Raw genomic sequence first — 21,410 nt, forward strand, 5'->3', positions numbered from 1 at the left:
CGTGTACACGACGGAAAGGAATGTTCTTGTGAGGAAGAAGTCTCTGGCCACCGGCGCAGTGGCGGTCGCTGCGGCGCTCACCCTGGCCGCCTGCAGCGACTCGGGCAACGATCAGGCCTCGCAGGCGAGCCCGTCGGCGACGGCGACCACCAGCGCCTCCGCCGAGACGGCCGCCGACCACAACCAGGCGGATGTGACCTTCGCCCAGCAGATGATCCCGCACCACAGCCAGGCCATCGAGATGAGCGACGTCATCCTGGCCAAGGAGGGCATCGACCCGCGGGTCACCGAACTGGCCCAGCAGATCAAGGCCGCCCAGGGCCCGGAGATCGAGCAGCTGCAGAGCTGGCTCACCGACTGGGGGCAGCCCACCATGCCCATGGGCACGACCAGCATGCCGATGGCCACTCCGAACATGCCCATGTCGTCCCCCGGGATGGAGATGCCCGGACACGACATGCCGATGCAGTCCACCACGATGCCCGGCGGCGGACAGATGGGTGGCGGCATGAGCGGGATGATGTCGGCCGAGGACATGACCGCCCTGCGCGACGCACAGGGTGTCGACGCGTCCCGCCTGTTCCTGACCCAGATGATCGAACATCACCGCGGCGCGATCGCGATGGCGCAGACCGAGGTCGACTCCGGGCAGAATTCCGACGCGGTGGCCATGGCGCGCACCATCGCCGAGACGCAGCAGCAGGAGATCACCACGATGGAGAACATTTTGTCCTCGTTGTGACCGCGAGAAAGCCGCCGCGCTCGCGCGGTCGACACGGTGGGGCCCGGCACGCGGACGTGCCGGGCCCCACCGGTCAGCGGGGAGCACCGCCCGGTCCGACCGCGTCAGTTCAGTGTGTACAAGACCTCGGCCGTGGCGGCGTAGGCGGTGTCGAACCCGGTGGCGGTCAGCGCCTCCACCTGCCCGACGAAGGCCCGCTGCTCCCAGGCGGCGCCGTCCCGGCTGCGCCAGGCGTAGCCGTCGGCATCGATGCCCCACAGCCCGTCGCCGGTGCCGGCCAGCAGCACGAGGGCGGGTGCGTCCTCGACCGGGGTGAAGGTGCGTGCCAGGTCGGTGCTGCGCTCGAGCCCGGCCGGCGTGATCGCCCACACCGCGCCCGGGGTCAGGGCCAGGGCCGCGGCCGCCACGGTGGCACCGGCGCTCCAGGTGGCGCCGGCGTCGGTGGACACCCGGATGCCGCGGGTGCCGTCGAAACCGACCACCACGGTGCCGTCCGTGGCCAGGGCGTGGAAATCCACCTCTCCGAGCAGGGACCGGTCGGTCCAGGTGCGCCCGCCGTCGTCGCTGCGGCGCAAACCCAGCGGGTTGGGGCCGGGGTTCGACGGACCCGGATGGCCCGAGGCGACCAGCACGTCGCTGCCGGACACCCCGGCCAGCCCCATCAGATCGTCGTCGGAGGTGCCGACCTCGGTGGTGGCGCCGGACGGCGCGACCGCGACCAGTCCGCTGTGGGTGCCGGCCAGGATCGTGCCGGCGGAATCGACGCTCATCCCGTGCACGTGATCGAGCGCCGGGGACAACGCAACGCGCGGTGCGGTGGCGGCGCCGGAGGGTACGGTCGCCGCGCGAGGGGTGTCGGGGGACGAGCATCCGGCCACGAGCAGGGCAGCTGCGGCCAACGCCGACACCGCGCCCGGCAGGCTCGTCCAGGTGCGCGCACGCGCCTTGAGGTCCATGGAGAACTGGTCGCGATTCATGCAGCTCGCTGCCGGAGCTGTTCGCGCACCCGCAGGCGCTCCTGCTCGGTCAGCACGATCGTCAGCGGCGACAGGTTCCGCATCTCCGCTCCTCTCACACTCGACAGACCGAGTGCCCTCAGTGTAGGGGGACGGTAGCGGTCGAGAGCACGCGAGATTCGGGCAACCCCCGGCACCGGAGCCTGGGGCGCCGCCCGGCGGCGACGACGCGCCTGCTGCGGGCACACCCGATACGGCCCCGGCAACAAGAGCGCCACCGGAGGGGAAGACCCCGGCGCCGCACCCGCAAGCCCCACCCTGCCGCGCCCGGCCGACGGCGGGCACTGGGGCGGGACCGGGCGGTCCGTCGCCCCGACCGCCGGGGTGATCACCTCCACCTTCGGGGACGGGCGGGGACACGGAGGCATCGACATCGCCAATACCATGGGCGCACCGATCGTCGCCGTCGCCGACGGGGAGGTCATCAGCGCCGGACCGGCACAGGGCTACGGGCTGTGGGTACGCATCCGGCACGACGACGGCACGGTGACCACCTACGGCCACAACAACACCAACCTGGTGACGGCCGGGCAACGAGTCGAAGCCGGGCAGAAGATCGCCACCGTCGGAGATCGCGGCAACTCCACCGGACCCCACTTGCACTTCGAGGTCGAAGACCGCTCCGGCGCCAAGACCGACCCGGCGCAGTGGCTGGCCGACCGCGGCACCCCCATCATCGCTGCGGACTGACCTCCGAGCGGGCAACCGCACCGCCCCACTGGCACAGCCGCAGCGCACCCACGCCGGGCGGCGCACGACAGCTCGAATGAACCGGTGCCACGCCATGCGCGCCGGCAGGTTCCGAAGTGCGGGGGTGCTGCGGCCCACTCCTGCCGTGTCCGGACACCGAAAGTCGAGATCTCGTGAAGATCTGTTGAAGAAGACGGATCTCGCAGGCGAGGTGGCACATCGGGGAACAACAGAGCGCCATAGTGGGACGATCCCGCCCCCGAGGGTTACTCGGCTCCAGAAAGGTCACGGCCGTGAACATGATGGGCATGATGGACCAGGCGCACACCCTGCTGCACCAGCTGATGATGTGGCTCCACCAGATGGGCGGGATGCCCATGATGAACATGCCGATGTAGCGCCGCCGCTCGCCGACCACCCGGGTCTCGGCCCCGGCAACGGGCACCGGCCCGGCAGGCAATCCCGGCCATCTACAGCGGAAAGTCACAACGGCGAGGGCGCCCACACGGTCGCCTGCGCTCGGCGTGCCGCGACCGGTACTGCGGCGCTCGTCGCCGGTTCACACGTCCAGCGTCACCGAGCACGACCACCCTTCCGGTCCTCGGTCGAGGCGCAGCTCGTGGAGCGACACCGCCTTCGGGACCGCACCGATCTGGGGCACCGCGGCGGCGTCGACCATCGAGAACCGCGCCTCCGCTGTGCCGCCGCCGGATTCGACGACCACGTCGATCGGGATCTCCCCGGCCGTGTCGAGCAGATAGATCACCTCGTCGAGCACCGCGACGAGCAGGTCCTCGTCGCCGTCGGCCGTCAACGGGCGGTTGCGGACCCGGCCGGGTCCCGCGGACGAGATGTCGGCGAAGCTCGCGACGGCGCCGCGCACCGCCTGCGCGATGCACTCGTCACGGGTCGGTGCCCACGCCTCGATGCGCAGATCCGCCGTGTGCGGCACCGACCGGTACCCGCTTCCGTTCATGATTCGCTCCCGGGCCTGTGCAGCAGGCACTGCAGATCTTATGGTGGAACGAGGCCGCCGACGTCGCGTTCCCGCCCCCGGATCGGACAGTGATGAGGATCGTCGAGGAGACCCCGTACCGGTTCCGGATCGATCGGGCCGGCGCGATGCGCGTACCCGGGATCGTCTTCGCCGCCCGGTCCCTGCTCCCCGTCGCGGAGGGGGACGAGGCGCTCACCCAGGTCGCCAACGTCGCGACGCTGCCCGGCATCGTCACCGCGTCGTTCGCCATGCCGGACGTGCACTGGGGTTACGGCTTTCCCATCGGCGGGGTCGCGGCGACGGACATCGACGACGGCGGCGTCGTCTCCCCCGGCGGCGTGGGCTTCGACATCTCGTGCGGCGTACGGCTCCTGATCGCACGCGACGCGGACCGGTCCGCCCTCGCGTCGCGCCTGGGTGTGTTGATGGACCGGCTCGGTCGCGTCGTACCGCGCGGCATGGAGACCCGGGGCGTGTGGGAACTCCCGGACCGTACCGTGCTGCGGCAGGTGCTCGCGGGCGGCGCCCGCTTCGCGGTGGAGCAGGGGCACGGCGTCGCCCGCGACCTCGAGCGGTGTGAGGACCGTGGCGTGTTGGACGGCGCCGACCCGGACTCGGTGAGCGACCGTGCCGTCGAGCGGGGCCTCGGTCAGCTCGGCAGCCTCGGGTCGGGAAACCACTTCCTCGAGGTCCAGGCCGTCGAGCGGGTCTTCGATCCGGACACCGCGCGGCTGATGGGGCTCGACGTGGGCACGGTGTGCGTGATGATCCACTGCGGATCCCGCGGCCTGGGCCACCAGATTTGCACCGACCATGTACGTGAGATGGGTAAGGCAATGGGCCGCTATGGGATTCACGTCCCCGACCGGCAGCTGGCGTGCGTTCCGGTCCGGTCGCCGGAGGGGGAGGCCTATCTCGGGGCCATGGTGGCGGCGGCCAACTACGGCCGGGCCAACCGGCAGTTGCTCACCGAGGCGGCCCGCCGGGTCTTCGAGGAAACGGCCGGCACGACCCTCGACCTCCTCTACGACATCTCGCACAACCTGGCGAAAATCGAGCGGCACGAGGTCGGCGGCCGGGTCCGCGCGCTGTGCGTGCACCGCAAGGGCGCGACGCGGTCCCTGCCGCCGGACCACCCCGACGTGCCCGCCGACCTCACCGATGCAGGGCAGCCCGTGCTCATCCCCGGCACGATGGGCACCGCGTCGTACGTGCTGGCCGGTGTCGCCGGGAACCCGGCGTTCTACTCCACCGCGCACGGGGCCGGTCGGGTGCAGAGCCGGCACCGTGCTGCCCGGCACACCGACGGCCGGGCGGTGCGCGACGCACTCGAGACGCACGGGGTGCTCGTGCGGGGAAGCTCGTGGCGGGGACTCGCCGAGGAGAAGCCGGAGGCGTACAAGGACATCGACGCGGTGGCGGAGGTGAGCGAACGTGCGGGCCTGGCCCGCCGGATCGCCCGGCTCGTGCCGCTCGGCGTCGTCAAGGGGTGAGCGCCGAGCGGCCGGACCGAATGTCACATGCGTTCGATTCGATCGAACGCATGTGACATTCGGTCGCCCACGGACGGTGTCGAGAGTTTCTGCATTGGAAACCGCTGCCCGGCAACTTCTCTCAGGCGATACCGCGGATGGGCCATTGCGGGTCCACGTCCGACGCGTCGCGGCCGAGGCCCGAGAGGTACTCGGCGAAATTGCGTTGCCGCTCCGCGTGCCAGGCCGCCTGGTCCGTCATGATGTCCAGGTCGGCGAGCTGCGGGAAGCGGGTGCACAGCGCCCGCGCCAGTTGCCCGGCCGCGAGTGCGTCCGCCTCGGCCTGATGGGCGGCGGTCAGCGTGACGCCGTACGCAGCGCAGACCGCCTGCAGGGTGCGGCCGCCCTCGCGGCCGCGGTCCATCTCGCGGTCGACGACGTACGGGTCGAACACCAGGCCCGTGGCGAGTCCCGGCAGGCCCAGCCGGCGGCCCTCGGCGTCGATGACCGTCAGGTCGTAACTGGCGTTGAACGCCACGACGATGTGATCGCGGACCCAGGCCTCGCACAGTGCCTCGCGGATCTGGGCGTAGCCGGCCGTGTACTCGAGGCCCTCGGCGCGCGCCCGCTCCGTGGTCACGCCGTGGATCGCCGACGTCTCCTCCGGGATCTCGATGCCCGGATCGAGCAGCCACGTCCGCGACGCGACGGTGTCACCGTCGAGGACGACGACGGACGCGGTCACGATGCGCGCGATCCGCGGATCGCGGTCGGTGGTCTCGAGGTCGAACGCGCAGATCGGTCGATCGGGCCAGTGCGTCATCGGGGGTCCTGTCGTCGGTCGTGCGGGCGGTGAGGGCGGTCACGGCGATTGTGGCCGCAGCCACCGACACCGTCCGCCGGGCGGCGCGACGTCGTGCGCCGGACCGGCCGAAATGGCTCCGTGCGGCACGAAGGCGTACGCTGCTGGTGTTTCGTCAGGCCCCCGGAGCGGTTCCGGGTGATGTGGAGGAGGTGGGACTCGCGATGCGCAGTCGACCTCCGAGTACCGGCTGACGGCAGCCCGTACGCGTCCTTTCGGTGCGCGACGGTTGCCGCCGCGTGTACGTCCCACGGCGAATGCCGTCGCCGTCGTCCCCCGTGCCCCCCGAAAGGCCGTGCCGACATGCTGCCGAACCGTTCCGTCCGTGCCCTGCTGCCGCGTCGCTCCGCGGCGGCGACCGCCGACCCGTCCGCCGGGTTCGGTGCGTCCCTGCACCCCGCCGTCGCGTCGAGTCCCGGCCGTGACGCCGCGGGGGCGGAGAGCAGCATCGTCGACAGCGCGGTCTACCGTGACGGCCGCCGCGTCGCGTCGCCGGCGACACTCGCGCAGGCCCTCGACTGCCTGCCCGAGCCCGGCTCGATGGCGTGGATCGGGATGTACCGGCCCACCGACGCTCAACTCAACGCCGCCGCAGAGCAATTCGGGCTGCACGAACTCGCGGTCGAGGATGCCATCGTCGCGCATCAGCGCCCGAAGCTCGAGCGGTACGGCGACACGCTGTTCGTCGTGCTGCGGGCCGCCCGCTACGTCGACGAATCCGAGCGGGTCGACTTCGGTGAGGTGCACGTCTTCGTCGGCCCGACGTTCGTGCTGACCGTCCGGCACAGCGAATCGCCCGACCTGTCGGCGGTGCGGGACCGGATGGAGAGCGAGCCGGATCTGCTGCGGCTCGGCCCCGAGGCGGTGCTCTACGCGATCCTCGACGCCGTCGTCGACGGGTACGCGCCGGTCGTCGCGGGCCTGCAGAACGACATCGACGAGATCGAGACCGAGGTGTTCAGCGGCGATCCGCGGGTCTCGCGCCGCATCTACGAACTGTCCCGCGAGGTCATCGAGTTCCAGCGGGCGGCCAAGCCGCTGCTCACCGTGCTGTCCGGTCTGTCGTCGGGATTCGCCAAGTACCGCACCGACGACGAACTGCAGCGCTACCTGCGGGACGTCACCGACCACGCCACGACGGTCGTCGAGCAGGTCGACAGCTTCCGTCAGCTGCTCGGCAACATCCTCACGGTCAACGCGACGCTGGTCTCGCAGATGCAGAACGAGGAGATGCGCAATCTCAGCCGGGCGAGCATCGAGCAGAACGAGGAGATCAAGCGGATCTCGGCGTGGGCGGCGATTCTGTTCGCGCCCACGCTGATCGGCACGGTCTACGGGATGAATTTCGACACCATGCCGGAATTGCATTGGGCCGCAGGATATCCCATGGCCCTACTGATGATGGTCATGACGTGCGCGGGGCTCTACGCGATCTTCCGCCGCCGCGGCTGGTTGTAGCCGGCCGCGGCGGACGGCGACCTCAGAGTGTGTCGGTGCAGACCACGAAACGACGCTCGCTGTAGACGAATCCGCCTTCGGAGACGGAGCAGTCGTTCACGTTGTCGGTGTTCTGCAGGATCTCGGTGACCTTCTCCGTCTCGGGGCCGGGCGCGGCGCAGTCGACGCGTTGCGGGTCCTCACCGGAGATGTCCATGCAGCTGTCCACCACCCAGTCGACGTCGAGGCACAGGGCGCCCACCTCGACACCGGCGGAGGACTCGTAGTAGGTCTGGTCGGCGTCCGAGACACACTGCTCGCTGGAGTCGACGATGTCGATCACCTTGTAGTTCGAGTCCATGCTGCCGCAGGTCGCGTTCTCGATGGTCGCGTCGTCGACGGTGCCGCCGAGGCGCACGCAGTCGCCGATCTCGACGTCGATGTCCAGGCCGGAGGAGCCGGGGGACGTCGGTGCCGTGGTAGTGGTCGGACGGCCGGTGGTGGTCCGGGTATCCGATGCACTCGCCGACGTGGTCTCGGACCCGGACTCGGGCACCGCCCGGGGCTCGACGTCCGATCCGCACGCGCCGAGTACCAGAGCCGCCGCGGCCAGCGCGACGGCGGTGCCGCTCACCCGTCGAATGAAGTTCATGGGGGGAGAGCGTACGGAATGTCCGCCTCGGGCGGGAAACGTAGGGTGATTTCTCGCAAATCCGGCGGGCACGAGTCGGCTCGGGGTGCGACCATGGGCCGGTGCAGCTGCCCGTCGCTCCGCCGATCGCACCGATGCTCGCCAAGGCCGTGTCCGAGGTCCCGGCTCAGCCCGCCGACGGCGACCCCGAGTGGTCGTACGAGCCGAAATGGGACGGCTTCCGCGCCGTCGTGTTCCGCGACGGCGACGAGGTGGTGTTCGCCTCGCGCGGCGGCAAGGACCTCGTGCGGTACTTCCCGGAACTGGCGGCGGCGGTGCGGGCCGAGTTGCCCGCCCGGTGCGTCGTCGACGGGGAGATCGTGGTGCCGCGCCCGCGCGACGGCCGGATCCGGCTCGACTGGCAGGCGCTGTCCGAGCGAATCCACCCGGCGGCGAGCCGCATCGCGTTGCTCGCCGAGCAGACCCCCGCGCAGTTCGTCGGCTTCGATCTGCTCGCGATCGGTGACGAGAACCTGATGGAGGCGCCGTTCGCGCGGCGCAGGGAGCGGCTGCGGGCGGTGGTCGGCGGCGGCCCCAGCTGCCACGTCACGGCCGCCACCCGCGACGCGGACACCGCCGGCCGGTGGTTCGCCGAGTTCGAGGGTGCCGGTCTCGACGGGGTCGTCGCCAAGCGTCTCGACGGGCCCTATGTGCCGGACAAGCGGGAGATGCTCAAGGTCAAGCACGCCCGCACCGCCGACTGCGTGCTCATCGGCTACCGGCCGCACAAGAGCATCGACGGGGTCGGGTCCCTGCTGCTGGGCCTGTACGACGGCGGCGACGAACCGGTGATGGTGGGCGGTGCGTCGGCGTTCACCGTCGAACAGCGCAAGGAGCTGCTCGCCGAACTCGCACCGCTGCGGGTCGGCGCCGACGTCGTCGCCGAGGGGGAGCCGAGCCGGTGGCGGACGGCGGTGGACCGCCGATGGATACCGCTGCGGCCGGAGCGGGTCCTGGAGGTGGCCTACGACCAGATGGAGGGCAACGCCGAGACCGGCCTGCGGTTCCGGCACGCGGCGCGGTTCCTGCGGTGGCGACCGGACCGCGAGCCGCGCAGCTGCACCTTCGAGCAGTTGGACGTGCCGGTGCGGTACGACCTCGGCGACGTCCTCGACCGGACAGGAGTGTGACCTCCGGTGCCCGATGCGAAGCGTTCTCCCGCCGTGGAACTGGACGTCGGCGGCGTGCCCGTCCGCCTGTCCAACCCCGACAAGGTGTACTTCCCCCGGCTCGGAGAGGCCGGCACCAAGCGCCGCCTCGTCGAGTACTACCGGACCGTCGCGACGGCCGGCTCGGCGCCGCTGCTGCAGGCGCTGCGGGAGCGGCCGACACATCTGCAGCGGTTCCCCGACGGGATCGAGGGCGAGGAGATCTACCAGAAGCGGGTGCCTGCCCGCCGGCCCGACCACGTCGCGACGTGCGAGGTGACGTTTCCGTCCGGCCGCACTGCCGACGTGCTGCGGGTGCGCAGCGCGGCGGACGTCGTGTGGGCGGCGAACCTGGGCACCGTGACGTTCCACCCGTGGGCGGTGCGCTGCGGGGACGTCGACCGCCCGGACGAGTTGCGCATCGATCTCGACCCGCAGCCGGGGACCGCGTTCGACGACGCCCGCGCGGTCGCGCTCGAGGTGCTGCGACCGCTGCTCGACGAGCTGGGTCTGGTCGGTTTCCCGAAGACGTCGGGCGGCCGCGGCCTGCACGTGTACGTCCGCATCGTCCCGGAGTGGGACTTCGTCGGCGTGCGCCGCGCCGGGATCGCCCTGATGCGGGAGGTGGAACGCCGCAGCGGCGGCCGGGCCACCACCGCGTGGTGGAAGGAGGAGCGCGGGCAGCGCATCTTCCTCGACTTCAACCAGAACGCCCGGGACAAGACGATCGCGTCGGCATATTCGGTGCGGCGCACCCCGATCGCGACGGTGTCGACACCCCTGACGTGGGACGAACTCGTCGACGCCGACCCGGACGATCTCACGATCGCGACCGTGCCGGGCCTGCTCGAGCGCCGCGGCGATCCGATGGCCGCGATGGACGAGACCGCGCAGGCGCTCGACGTGCTGCTCGAGATGGCCGAGCGGGACGCCGCCGCGGGCCTCGGCGACCTGCCCTACCCGCCGACCCATCCGAAGATGCCGGGCGAGCCGAAGCGGGTGCAGCCGTCCCGCGACACCGACCGCAAGCGGCCCGGCTAGGGATTCACCGGGGCGGTGACCTCTCGTGACCGCATCGATGCCCGCCGACCCGGTGAACCGGTGCGCGTCTCCGTAGACTCCCCCTGGGGGATTCGGTTTGCGGGGGACGAGGCCGGAGGAGGCAGTCACCGTGTCGGTGGTAGCGGATGCGCGGAAGTCGGTTCGGGTTCTCGGTGGTGGGGCCGTGGTGGCGGCGGCCGTCGGGGCCGCACTCGTCGCGGCGCCGTCCGCGCAGGCGGTGACGTGTGCGGCGCCCCCGGGTTCGGCGGCCTCGGTCACCCAGCTCGACGGGCGGACCGCGTGCGGCGCGGTCGCGGACGCACCGAGCGGCGCGTGGGCCCACGGCGACGGCGGAGTCGGCTTCGCCGACGCGCGCACCGGGGCGCGGGTGCTCGCGGCCGGGCTCTCGGGGGGTGCCGGGGCGGGCGAGGCCCGCGGCGGTTCTCTCGCCACGCTCGGTTTCGGTGAGGACGCGCTGGCCCTGGGCATCGTCGAGGAGCCCGCGACCGCGGTCGTCGTGGCCGGCCCGCAGTCCCAGGCCTTCATCGGCGACCTGCGCGACCCGGTGCTGTGCGAGGGGTCCGCCGCGACCGCCGTCAACCTCACCACCGGCCGTGGGTGCGTCGTGCTGGGGACGTTCCGGTACGTCACGCCCTGACCGGGAGCCTGCGGAAAACCCGTTCGGGACCGGACGCTGCGACGTAACCTGGCGGCACGATGTCGACTGGGAGGTACCACGGATGACAGCCCGACCGGTGCGGGGCGCGGCGGCGGTACAGGAACCGCCGCCGACCGAGATGCACGTCGACCGGCGATTCCTGCCGCTCGCGGATCGCTTCTTCGACCTGTACCGGCTGCCCCGGCACGGGGGCGGGGCCCTCGCGGCCTACCTGGACGGCGAGAAGGTGCTCGACATCTGGGCGGGCTGGGCCACCCGCGACCGGCGGTGGAACCGCGACACGGTGTCGCTGTCCTTCTCCACCGGCAAGGGCGTGGCGTCCACCGTGGTGCACCGGCTCGCCGACCGCGGCCTGATCGACTACTTCGCCCCCGTCGCGCGGTACTGGCCGGAGTTCGCGGCGGCCGGCAAGGAGGACGTCACCGTCGCGGACGTGCTCACCCACCGGGCCGGACTGCACCGGGTGCGCAACCTGCGGCCCGGCCGGATGGGCATCGTCGACTACGACGCCACGGTGCGTGCGCTGGCCGCAGCCCCACCCGACCCGCGCCGGCTGGAAGGCCCGGGATACCACGCCGTCACGTACGGCTGGCTCGTCGCGGAGATCGTGCAGCGCGTGACCGGGTCGCCGTTCGTCGACGTCGTCCGGCAGGAGATCGCCGAACCCCTGGATACCCCCGAATTCTGGTTCCGGGTGCCGGAGGAGCAGCGGCACCGCATCGCCAAGCTGTTCCCGCGGATCAATCCCGCCGGCCTGCACTGGGGGATGACCGCCTCGGTGCTGTCCCGGGTGAGCCTCACCCGGGGCCTCGCGGAGGCCGCGATGCCGGAGGAGTTCGACGAGCTGGTGCGCGATCCCGCGGTGCACGACGCGGTGATGCCCGGCTGGAACGGGGTGTTCTCGGCGCGCGCCCTGGCGCGGATGTACGGGGCGATCGCCGCGGGCGGCACGATCGACGGCGTGCAGTTCCTGCACCCGGAAACCATCGAGGCCATGAGCGAGGTCCAGGTGCGCGGCCGCGACTACGTGCTCGGGGTCCCGATGGCGTGGCGGCTCGGCTACCACCAGCCGGTGTTCGTCAGCCGGGAGCGGCCGCGCGGGGCGCTCGGCCACTACGGGGTCGGCGGTTCCGGCGCCTTCGCCGACCTCGACACCGGACTGGCGCTCGCGTTCACGACGAACCGGCTGGGCAGCGGTCCGATCGCGCTGGGCGATCTGCGCCTCGCGCGGCTCGGCGCGCTGGCGCGCGACCTGGCCCGCCGCGCCTGAGGAAGGTGCCGCGGCGCCTACCCCCACGATTGTTCGAAGCAGTTCGATACGGAGGGAGCGACACTGTGAGCCACGTGTACCGGGTGATCGAGGTGGTGGGTTCGTCGACGGACAGCGTCGACGACGCGATCAAGCAGGCCGTCGCGCGTGCGGCGGAGACCACGCGCCACCTCGAGTGGTTCGAGGTGATGAACGTCAGGGGCCACATCGACGACGGGGCCGTCGCGCACATCCAGGTGACCGTGAAGATCGGCTTCCGCATCGAGCCGACCGACGGCTGACGCGTCCGGTCCGGTGGCGGGGGACACGCCGGGAGAGCAGGGGCGGCGAACCGGATCTCGACCGGAATTGGAACACGTTATAGTCTGAGTGGGTCGTCGAACCCCCGGCACTTCAGGCAGGTATCCACCGTGGTTTACGTGATCACCCAGGCGTGTTGCAACGATGCCTCGTGCGTCGAGGTCTGCCCCGTCAACTGCATCCATCCCACGCCCGACGAGGCGCCGTTCGCCACCACCGAGATGCTCTACATCGACCCGGACACCTGCATCGACTGCGGCGCGTGCGTGGACGAATGCCCGGTGGACGCGATCTACGCCGACAACGAGCTGCCCGCCGCGCACGAGCCCTATCTGAAGATCGCCGAGGACTACTACCGGCGATACCCGATCGGACCGGACTGGCCCGAGGAACGCGACCGCACCAAGATTCCCGCCGAGCTCGGCACCCTGCGGGTGGCGATCGTCGGCTCGGGGCCGGCGGCCTGCTACGCCGCGCTGGAGCTGACCGGCCGGGCCCGTGTCGAGGTCGACATCTTCGACCGCCTGCCCACCCCGTACGGCCTCGTCCGCGCAGGTGTCGCCCCGGACCATCAGAGCACCAAGGCCGTCGGCGAGCTGTTCCGTAGTGCCCTCGGCCACAAGAAGAGCCAGTGCTGGTTCAACGTCGAGGTGGGCACCCACATCAGCCACGAGGAACTACTCGCGCACCACCATGCCGTGCTCTACGCCGTCGGCGCCGCCGGGGACCGGCGCCTGGACGTGCCCGGCGAGGACCTGCCCGGTTCGCACGCGGCCACCGAGTTCGTCGCCTGGTACAACGGACACCCCGACTACGCCGACCGCACCTTCGACCTGTCCGGCGAACGCGCGGTGATCGTCGGCAACGGCAACGTCGCCCTCGACGTGGCGCGGGCACTGGTCATGGACCCGGACGAGCTGGCGAAGACCGACATGGCCGACCACGCCGTCGCCGCCCTGCGCGAGTCGAACATCCGCGAGGTCGTCGTCGTGGGACGCCGCGGACCCGCCCAGGCCGCCTACACCAACCCGGAACTGCTGGCCCTCGGTCAGCTCACGGGCGTCGACATCGTCGTCGACCCGGCCGAGGCCGAACTCGACCCGGCCAGCCGCGCCCTCGTCGACGACCCCACCGCCGAACCGCGGATCGCGCTGAAGGTCGAACAGGTCCAGGGCTTCGCCCAGCGGCGCCCCACCGAGGGCAACAAGCGGATCGTGCTGCGCTTCCTCGCCGCCCCTGTCGAGCTGAGCGGTGACGGCCGGGTCGAATCGATCACCCTCGAACGCACCGAACTGGTCGAGGCGAACGGCCGGCTCGAGGCGCACCGCACCGGGCAGACCGAGACCCTGGCCACCGGCCTGGTCCTGCGTTCTGTCGGCTACCGCGGGGCCCCCGTCGCCGACCTGCCGTTCGACGACCAGCGCGGCATCCTCCCCAACGAGGAGGGCCGGGTCGTGGACCCGGAGACGAACGAGCCGCTGCCCGGCGTGTACACCGCCGGCTGGATCAAGCGCGGACCCACCGGCGTCATCGGCACCAACAAGCAGTGCTCCGCCCAGACCGTCGAGCACCTGGTCCAGGATTTCGTGGCCGGCCGGCTCGTCGCACCCGTCGCCGACCGGGAGAAGCTCGCGGCGCTGGTCTCCGAGCGCCGGCCGGAGTACGTCGACTACCGGGGCTGGCAGCAGATCGACAAGCAGGAACGCGCCCGGGGCGGCGCCGCGGGTCGCTCTCGCGTGAAGTTCGTCGCTGTCGCCGATCTCCTTGCCGCCTCTCGAATCGAGTCCTGACCTGGGCGCGAGCCCGCGAGGGGTGGTCCGGGCGGGCATGGTCGAATTGCCCGCTTGCGGGGGAGCTGTGTCTAATGGGTTCGCCAAGTCGTCGCTGTCGGGGCGGACGTGGGTGCGACGGCACGAACGAACGATGGGTTGTCGAATGTTCGAGAAGAAGGGTCGGCCGAGCAGTCGTGGCCGCGCCGGTCGCTGGTCCGGCCGTGTCGCCACCGCGCTGGTGGGGGCCGGCGCCGCCATGCTCACCATGACGGGACCCGCCGCCGCGGTACCCCTGTGGCCGGGCGGGCCCGAACTGCCGAGCGTGCAGGAACTCGTCGAGAGGCTTCCGGGCGGCTCGAACTCCGTCGCACCCACGCCGCCGCCGTTCTCGGCCCCGTCGATCAACCCGTCGAACGGTGAGACGGTCGGCGTGGCCCAACCGATCATCATCCGCTTCGACGAGAACGTCACCGATCGCGCGGCCGCCGAGCGCGCCATCACCGTCACGTCGAACCCGCCGGTGTCCGGGCACTTCTACTGGGCCTCGGACCGGCAGGTGCGGTGGCGGCCGTTCGAGTTCTGGCCGGCCCACACCCAGGTCACCGTGAACGCCGGGGGCACGCAGTCGTCGTACACCGTTGGCGACGCGCTGATCACCGTCGCGGACGACAACACCAAGACCATCACCGTCACCCGCAACGGCGAGGTCGTCAAGACCATGCCGACGTCGTTCGGCAAGCCCGGCTACGAGACGCCCAACGGCACCTACATCGTCGGCGAGAAGTTCCGCGACATGTACATGGACTCGTCCACGTACGGCGTTCCGGTCGACTCGCCCGAGGGATACCGCACCTACGTCGAGTACGCGACCCGCATCTCCAACAGCGGCATCTTCGTGCACGCGGCGCCGTGGTCCGAGTGGGCGCAGGGCAACACCAACGTCAGCCACGGGTGCCTGAACGTGAGCACCGAGGACGGTCGCTGGTTCTTCGAGAACGCCCAGAAGGGCGACCCGGTGATCGTGCAGAACACCGGTGGCGGCACCCTCAACGGCTGGGACGGCCTCGGCGACTGGAACCTCTAGCCGGACAACGGTCGACGCCGGCGAGCACCTGGTGACCTTCCGGGTGGCGAGAGTACTCGCCGGCGCCAGACCGGCGTAACCTCCGGTTCGCCCGCGGCAGGCACACTGCCGCAGTGCGCTCGAGTCCGGAAAGAGTATTGCCCCAACCCGATCGGGGGCTGTCGCGACGCCCATGGGGCGACTACGCGCTGTTCGCCGCGCTGATCGGACCGAATCTCGCGCTGCTGATCCTGTTCACGTACCGGCCGCTCGTCGACAACATCCGCCTCTCGTTCTTCGAGTGGAACATCTCGAGCCCCACCGCCACGTTTGTCGGATTCGGCAACTACCGCGAGTGGTTCGGCCGCGCCGACACCTGGCAGATCGTCGGCAACACCGTCGTGTTCACCGTCGCCACCGTCGCGGGATCCATGCTGCTCGGTCTGGCGCTGGCGCTGTTGCTGGACCGTAAACTCCTGGGCCGCAACCTCGTCCGCTCCGCACTCTTCGCGCCGTTCGTCATCTCCGGCGCCGCGGTGGGCGTGGCGTTCCAGTTCATGTTCGACCCGAACTTCGGCCTCGTCCAGGACCTGCTGGACAGGGTCGGGATCGGCGCCCCGGACTTCTACCAGGATCCGGCCTGGGCGCTGGTGATGGTCACCCTCACCTACCTGTGGAAGAACCTCGGCTACACCTTCGTCATCTATCTCGCCGCCCTGCAGGGCCTGCGCCCCGAACTCTCCGAGGCCGCCGCGATCGACGGCGCCTCGTCGTGGACCGCCTTCCGGCGCGTACTCCTGCCGCAGCTGCGACCCACCACCTACTTCCTGTCGATCACCGTGCTGCTCAATTCGTTCCAGGTCTTCGACATCATCAACGTGATGACCCGGGGCGGACCGCTCGGCACCGGAACCACCACGATGGTCTACCAGGTCTACAACGAGTCCTTCCGCAACTTCCGGGCCGGCTACGGCGCCACCGTCGCGACCGTCATGTTCCTCGTACTGCTGGCGGTCACGGTGTACCAGGTGCGTCTCATGGACCGCGACGACCGGCCCCGCCCCGTCCGCGGCCCCCGCCTTCGCCGTCGCCGTCGCGGGCGCGGGGCCGAATGTGACACGCGTTCGGTCCCCTCGACGGAATGTGACATCCGGCCGGTGGCGCGGAAGAAGATCGTGGGATGACGGCGCTTCTGGACCGCCGGATCGTACGTGCGGAGCCGACGGCGGCAGAGCCGTACCGGCGTCGGGAGCGCGCGATCCGTGTGCTCGCCTACGCCGCGATGGTCGTCGCACTGCTCGTCGTGGCGCTGCCGCTGTACTGGATCGTGGTGACGTCGTTCAAGCAGCGGCCCGACATCTACACGCTGCCGGTCACCTGGTGGCCCAGCATGTTCCATCCCCAGAACTACACGGAGGCCGTCACCTCGGTGCCGTTCGGCACGTTCCTGCGGAACTCACTGATCATCACCACGGTGCTGTCGAGCGTGAAGTTCGTCCTCGGCATCCTGAGCGCCTACGGTCTGGTGTTCCTGCGGTTCCCCGGCAAGAATCTCGTGTTCGTCGGCATCGTCGCCGCCCTGATGGTGCCGAACCAGATCACGGTCATCTCCAACTACGCGCTGGTGGCGGAATGGGGATGGCGCAACACCTTCCAGGGGATCATCGTGCCGCTCGCGGGCATCGCGTTCGGAACGTTCCTGCTGCGCAACCACTTCCTGTCCATCCCCGCCGAGATCATCGAGGCGGCACGGATGGACGGCGCCGGACACGTCCGTCTGCTGTGGCGGGTCGTGCTGCCCGTGTCCGGCCCGACCCTGGTCGCGTTCGCGCTCATCACCGTGGTCAACGAGTGGAACGAATACCTGTGGCCGTTCCTCATGGCCGACGACGCGTCGGTGGCCCCGCTGCCGATCGGACTGACCCAGTTGCAGAACAACGACGGCGTCACCAACTGGGGTCCGGTGATGGCCGGCACGGTGCTGGCCATGCTGCCGATCCTCGTGGTCTTCCTTGCGCTGCAACGACACATGATCAAGGGCCTCACCTCCGGTGCGGTCAAGGGCTGAACTCTTCCAGGAGCAACTTCGTGAACATCGACAGGCGTGGATTTCTGGGACTGACCGGGGTGGTCGCGGCGAGCGCAGCGCTGGCCGCGTGCGCCGGCACCGGCTCGTCCGGGTCGGCGGGCACCTCGGGGTCCGCCTCCGACGCGAACACGATCAAGTTCTGGTCCAACCACCCGGGCAAGTCCCAGGACGTGGAGAAGGAACTCATCGCCCGGTTCCAGGCGAAGTACCCGGACCTGACCGTCGACCTCGTCGACGGCGGCAAGAACTACGAAGAGGTGTCACAGAAGTTCAACGCAGCCCTGTCCGGGGGCGATCTGCCCGACGTTGTGGTCCTGTCGGACGTGTGGTGGTTCAACTACGCGCTCGCCGGCGCGATCACGCCGCTCGACGACCTGTTCACCGAGGTCGGCGTGGATACCGGCGACTACGTCGATTCCCTGCTGGCCGACTACCTCTTCGAGGGCCGCCACTTCGCGCTGCCCTACGCCCGCTCGACCCCGCTGTTCTACTACAACCGCGACGTCTGGCGGCAGGCGGGACTGCCCGACCGCGGGCCCGCCACCTGGCAGGAGTTCTCCGAGTGGGGGCCCGAACTGCAACGCGCCGTCGGCTCAGGCAAGCTGGCGCACGGCTGGGGCAACGCCAAGGACTACCTGGGTTGGACCTTCGAAGGACCGATCTGGACGTTCGGCGGTGCCTACTCCGACGGCTGGCGGCTGCGCTTCGGCGACGCGGAGACGATCGCCGCGGGACAGTTCCTGAAGGACATGATCCACACCGGGAAGTACGCGGGTGTCTCCACGGACATCGCCAACGACTTCTCCGCCGGGATCATCGCGTCCACGATCGCCTCCACCGGCGACCTGTCCGGCATCACGAAGAACGCCGCGTTCGACTTCGGCACCGCATTCCTGCCGGCCCCCGACGGTACTCCGGGATGCCCCACCGGCGGCGCCGGACTGGCGATCCCCGCGAACATCTCCGACGAGCGAAAGCGCAACGCGCTGAAGTTCATCGACTTCGTCACCAACGGGGAGAACACCGCCTACTTCTCGCAGCGGATCGGCTACATGCCGGTGCGCAAGTCCGCCACCGAGAACCCCGACATGAAGGCGTTCCTCGAGCAGAACCCCAACTCTCGTACCGCCGTCGACCAACTCGCGCGCACCCGCTCGCAGGACTACGCGCGCGTCTTCGTACCCGGCGGCGACCAGATCATCGGCACCGGCCTCGAGCAGATCGCCCTCCAGGGCGCCGACGTGACGACGGCGTTCGGCGACGTCACCCGTCAGCTGCAGCAGATCATCGATCGCCAGATCACCCCGAACCTGTAGGAACAGCCTTGGCAAGCATAGGTTTCCGGACCGTCACCCACCGCTACCCGGGCGTCGAACGGCCGTCGGTGGACCGGCTCGACCTCGACGTCGCGGACGGGGAGTTCCTGGTCCTGGTCGGTCCGTCGGGCTGCGGGAAATCCACGAGCCTGCGGATGCTCGCCGGGCTCGAGGCAGTCGACGACGGCCGCATCGACATCGGCGGAGCCGACGTGACGGGGTTGCCGCCCAAGGCACGCGACGTGGCGATGGTGTTCCAGAACTACGCGCTGTATCCGAACATGACGGTGGCGGAGAACATGGGTTTCGCGTTGCGCAACGCCGGCGTCGGCAAGGCGGAACGGTCGGCGCGGGTGCTCGAAGCCGCGCGGATGCTCGAGCTCGAGCCGCTGCTCGACCGCAAACCGGGCAAGCTCTCGGGCGGGCAGCGGCAGCGCGTGGCGATGGGCCGGGCCATCGTGCGACGGCCCGCGGTGTTCTGCATGGACGAACCGCTGAGCAACCTCGACGCGAAGTTGCGGGTCAGCACACGCTCGCAGATCGCGGGACTGCAACGTCGGCTGGGCACCACGACCGTGTACGTCACCCATGATCAGGTGGAGGCGATGACCATGGGGGATCGGGTGGCCGTCCTCGACGGCGGCCGCCTGCAGCAGGTCGCCGCGCCCCGCGACCTGTACGACAACCCGGTCAACACCTTCGTCGCCGGATTCATCGGGTCGCCCGGCATGAACCTGCTCGACGCGCCCGTCCGCGACGGCGCGGCCGTGCTCGGCAGTCTGCGGGTCGCCGTGCCGGCCGACGTCGATGCCGAGCGGATCGTCGTCGGGGTGCGGCCCGAGGCGTGGACCCCCGTCGGGGCGTGGCGTTCCGGAACCCTGTCGTTGACGGTGGACCTCGTCGAGCAACTCGGCGCGGAATCGTTCGTCCACGCGACGGCCGCCGAGCCGGCCGACTGGTCGAGCGCGTCGGGCAAGGTCGTGGTGCGGGTGGATCGACGCGTCCCGATCGGTCCGGGCGAGCGGGTGCACCTGCTCCCGCAGGCGGGCGAGGTCTACTTCTTCTCGGCGACGACGGGCGCCCGCCTCTGACCCCGAGTGGGCGGCCGAATGTCACATGCATTCGATTGAACTGAATGCGTGTGACATTCGGCCCCACGGCGAGCGGACGGTTCACCGGGATCACCCGTCGCCGGTCGGGCCCCGCAGGCTCGCGGGGGCCCAGCACGGCCCGTCCGGTGGCGGGGTGTGCTCGTAGCCGGGGTAGCAGGGCAGTATCTCGGGCGCGGGCGCGGGCGCCGGCGGTGCCGGGGCTGGTGCGGGGGGTGAGCCGGCCGGAAGGCAGGGTCCGTCCGGTGGCGGGGTGTGCTCGTAGCCGGGGTAGCAGGGCAGTACCTGCGGCGCGGGCGCCGGCGGTGCCGGGGCTGGTGCGGGGGGTGAGCCGGCCGGAAGGCAGGGTCCGTCCGGTGGCGGGGTGTGCTCGTAGCCGGGGTAGCAGGGCAGTACCTGCGGCGCGGGCGCCGGCGGTGCCGGTGCCGGTGCAGGTGGCGGTGCCGGTGCCGGTGGCGATTGCGGTGCGGATCGGGGTGTGGGTGCCGGTGGGGCCGCCTCCCGAAGCGGAGGAGCCTCGGCGGCCGGAGCTTCCGTCCGAGGTGTCGCTGGTTCCGGCGGCACCTCGTCCGCACCTGTCGGGGTGGTCGGTGGCGACGGTGTCGGCGCGGCCGGCCGCGCCGCGATCGGGAGCGGAGCGGGGTCGGCGCCCTCGGACGAGGGCGATATCGCGCCGAGTGCCATGCTGCCGACGACGAAAACGGCGATGATCGCCGCCAGCGCGAGGCCTGCGACCAGGATGCGCCGGCTCCAGTCGACCGGAACGATCGCGGTCGAGGCCCTGTGGGCGGGTCGCTGCGATGTTGCCGCGGTGCGCGCGGCAGCGGCCAGCTCGCCCACCGATCCGTAACGCCGCGCGGGTTCGGCTGCCGTTCCGCGGGCGATCACGTCGACCATACCGGCGGGCAGGGTCGAGAGCACCGACGACGATTGCGGTGGCAACGTCGGTCCGCTCGACGACTGGAAGAGTCGGCCGGTGAGGCATTCGTACAGCACGGTGGTCAGGCCGTAGACGCCCGACGCCGCGCCGGGATGCGGGGGGAACCCCACATCGGTGAGGCAGATCAGCCCATCGTCCTGCACGAGGACGTTCGCCGACGTCACCTCCTGCTCGACCAGTCCGGCCGCGTGCACGGCCTCGAGGGCCGACGCCAGCTGCTCGACGACGTCGACCGCGCGCGGCACCTCCATTGCGCCGGTGGCCCGGAGCATCGCCTGCAGGCTCGTGCCCTGGACGATCGTCGTTGCGAGGAAGAGCCGGCTGCCGATCTGCCCGAAGTCGTGGATCGGGACCACATGCGGGTTCCGGATGCGCGCTGCGATCTCGGCTTCCCGTTCGAAACGAGCGCGGTAGTCGTCGTCCTCGGTCGCCTCCGGCGGCAGCGCCCGCACGGCGACGTGCCGATGCGTGATCGTGTCGAACGCGGCCCACACCTCGCCGGTCGCATCCACCGACAGTGGACGGTCCAGGCGATACCTGCCGAACAGGGCACCAACTTGCATATGTCACTCTCCGCCCCTGGAAATTGCCGCGGTTGCGGAACTGTGCGCCGGGGAGGGGAGGGTCGACCGCCTCCTCCACCGGCAGTCTATGCGGCGGATCCGGATGGTGTCGCGCTCGGCTGGGAACCGCCCACCTACGCTGCTACTTTCGATCGGGCGGGCAGCGAGATTCCTCGCGGATACGCGGACATGCGCATCCGCGGAAGCGGGCCC

Annotated in this window: 19 protein-coding genes and 1 pseudogene; 15 read left to right on the top strand and 5 right to left on the bottom strand. The window is 70.7% G+C overall.

All coding sequences use genetic code 11. The annotated features are described in order from the left end of the window. Nucleotides 1-28 precede the first annotated feature (28 nt). Complete coding sequence (locus tag OCS65_RS05055; RefSeq protein WP_029546334.1) at nucleotides 29-742, top strand: DUF305 domain-containing protein; 714 nt, start codon at nucleotides 29-31, stop codon at nucleotides 740-742. A gap of 104 nt (nucleotides 743-846) precedes the next feature. Here the strand turns inward: OCS65_RS05055 and OCS65_RS05060 are convergent, their stop codons facing one another. Continuing rightward, complete coding sequence (locus OCS65_RS05060) at nucleotides 847-1,719, bottom strand: F510_1955 family glycosylhydrolase (RefSeq protein WP_373867484.1); 873 nt, start codon at nucleotides 1,717-1,719, stop codon at nucleotides 847-849. 264 nt (nucleotides 1,720-1,983) lie between these two features. Here OCS65_RS05060 and OCS65_RS05065 point away from each other — a divergent pair. Next, nucleotides 1,984-2,448: pseudogene (locus OCS65_RS05065) on the top strand (M23 family metallopeptidase); the annotation flags it as partial. Between the two features lie 559 nt (nucleotides 2,449-3,007). Here the strand turns inward: OCS65_RS05065 and OCS65_RS05070 are convergent. Continuing rightward, nucleotides 3,008-3,424 carry an archease gene (locus OCS65_RS05070; protein WP_006931695.1) on the bottom strand — a complete coding sequence of 139 codons (417 nt, stop codon included), beginning with the start codon at nucleotides 3,422-3,424 and terminating at the stop codon, nucleotides 3,008-3,010. A gap of 92 nt (nucleotides 3,425-3,516) precedes the next feature. On the opposite strand from OCS65_RS05070, the gene OCS65_RS05075 reads away from it, so the two are divergent. Next, the gene (locus tag OCS65_RS05075; protein WP_029546328.1) at nucleotides 3,517-4,938 is read left to right on the top strand and encodes an RtcB family protein; all 1,422 of its coding nucleotides are present in this window, start codon (nucleotides 3,517-3,519) and stop codon (nucleotides 4,936-4,938) included. 121 nt (nucleotides 4,939-5,059) lie between these two features. Here OCS65_RS05075 and OCS65_RS05080 read toward each other — a convergent pair whose 3' ends face one another. Further along, on the bottom strand, nucleotides 5,060-5,740 hold the full coding sequence (locus OCS65_RS05080) for a 3'-5' exonuclease (RefSeq protein WP_006931704.1): 681 nt from the start codon (nucleotides 5,738-5,740) through the stop codon (nucleotides 5,060-5,062). 342 nt (nucleotides 5,741-6,082) lie between these two features. Here OCS65_RS05080 and corA point away from each other — a divergent pair, with 342 nt between their 5' ends. Beyond that, complete coding sequence (gene corA / locus OCS65_RS05085) at nucleotides 6,083-7,237, top strand: magnesium/cobalt transporter CorA (protein WP_006931706.1); 1,155 nt, start codon at nucleotides 6,083-6,085, stop codon at nucleotides 7,235-7,237. A gap of 22 nt (nucleotides 7,238-7,259) precedes the next feature. On the opposite strand, the gene lppU is transcribed toward corA, so the two are convergent. Beyond that, entirely contained in the window at nucleotides 7,260-7,868 is a 609-nt protein-coding gene (gene lppU / locus OCS65_RS05090) for an LppU family putative lipoprotein (RefSeq protein WP_006931708.1), read from the bottom strand. 101 nt (nucleotides 7,869-7,969) lie between these two features. On the opposite strand from lppU, the gene OCS65_RS05095 reads away from it, so the two are divergent. The 11 genes from OCS65_RS05095 (at nucleotide 7,970) to OCS65_RS05145 (ending at nucleotide 19,676) form a co-directional block, all read left to right on the top strand. Further along, nucleotides 7,970-9,037, top strand: a complete 1,068-nt coding sequence (locus tag OCS65_RS05095) for an ATP-dependent DNA ligase (protein ID WP_006931710.1) — start codon at nucleotides 7,970-7,972, stop codon at nucleotides 9,035-9,037. Nucleotides 9,038-9,043: 6 nt separating this feature from the next. Continuing rightward, the gene (locus OCS65_RS05100) at nucleotides 9,044-10,096 is read left to right on the top strand and encodes a DNA polymerase domain-containing protein (protein WP_006931712.1); all 1,053 of its coding nucleotides are present in this window, start codon (nucleotides 9,044-9,046) and stop codon (nucleotides 10,094-10,096) included. Nucleotides 10,097-10,226: 130 nt separating this feature from the next. Further along, nucleotides 10,227-10,754 (top strand): DUF6764 family protein, encoded by a 528-nt coding sequence (locus OCS65_RS05105; RefSeq protein ID WP_050035963.1) that lies wholly within the window; start codon nucleotides 10,227-10,229, stop codon nucleotides 10,752-10,754. Nucleotides 10,755-10,836: 82 nt separating this feature from the next. Further along, the gene (locus tag OCS65_RS05110; RefSeq protein ID WP_263509051.1) at nucleotides 10,837-12,045 is read left to right on the top strand and encodes a serine hydrolase domain-containing protein; all 1,209 of its coding nucleotides are present in this window, start codon (nucleotides 10,837-10,839) and stop codon (nucleotides 12,043-12,045) included. 65 nt (nucleotides 12,046-12,110) lie between these two features. After that, entirely contained in the window at nucleotides 12,111-12,326 is a 216-nt protein-coding gene (locus OCS65_RS05115; RefSeq protein ID WP_006931721.1) for a dodecin, read from the top strand. A 129-nt stretch (nucleotides 12,327-12,455) separates the two neighbouring features. Continuing rightward, nucleotides 12,456-14,135: an FAD-dependent oxidoreductase gene (locus tag OCS65_RS05120; RefSeq protein ID WP_029546321.1), complete on the top strand. Its 1,680-nt coding sequence runs from the start codon at nucleotides 12,456-12,458 to the stop codon at nucleotides 14,133-14,135. Between the two features lie 145 nt (nucleotides 14,136-14,280). Further along, nucleotides 14,281-15,201: a L,D-transpeptidase gene (locus OCS65_RS05125; RefSeq protein WP_029546319.1), complete on the top strand. Its 921-nt coding sequence runs from the start codon at nucleotides 14,281-14,283 to the stop codon at nucleotides 15,199-15,201. Between the two features lie 113 nt (nucleotides 15,202-15,314). Beyond that, nucleotides 15,315-16,364 (top strand): carbohydrate ABC transporter permease, encoded by a 1,050-nt coding sequence (locus tag OCS65_RS05130; protein WP_029546318.1) that lies wholly within the window; start codon nucleotides 15,315-15,317, stop codon nucleotides 16,362-16,364. Further along, complete coding sequence (locus OCS65_RS05135; RefSeq protein WP_029546317.1) at nucleotides 16,361-17,248, top strand: carbohydrate ABC transporter permease; 888 nt, start codon at nucleotides 16,361-16,363, stop codon at nucleotides 17,246-17,248. Before OCS65_RS05130 ends, OCS65_RS05135 begins: the two co-directional genes overlap by 4 nt. Nucleotides 17,249-17,268: 20 nt before the next feature. Further along, the gene (locus OCS65_RS05140) at nucleotides 17,269-18,585 is read left to right on the top strand and encodes an ABC transporter substrate-binding protein (protein ID WP_029546316.1); all 1,317 of its coding nucleotides are present in this window, start codon (nucleotides 17,269-17,271) and stop codon (nucleotides 18,583-18,585) included. An 8-nt stretch (nucleotides 18,586-18,593) separates the two neighbouring features. Next, complete coding sequence (locus OCS65_RS05145; RefSeq protein WP_029546308.1) at nucleotides 18,594-19,676, top strand: ABC transporter ATP-binding protein; 1,083 nt, start codon at nucleotides 18,594-18,596, stop codon at nucleotides 19,674-19,676. A gap of 90 nt (nucleotides 19,677-19,766) precedes the next feature. On the opposite strand, the gene OCS65_RS05150 is transcribed toward OCS65_RS05145, so the two are convergent. Next, nucleotides 19,767-21,197, bottom strand: coding sequence for a serine/threonine-protein kinase (locus OCS65_RS05150; protein ID WP_263509056.1), 1,431 nt, complete (start codon nucleotides 21,195-21,197; stop codon nucleotides 19,767-19,769). Between the last annotated feature and the right edge of the window lie 213 nt (nucleotides 21,198-21,410).

Source organism: Rhodococcus aetherivorans (assembly GCF_025722975.1).
Taxonomy (GTDB): Bacteria; Actinomycetota; Actinomycetes; order Mycobacteriales; family Mycobacteriaceae; genus Rhodococcus; species Rhodococcus aetherivorans.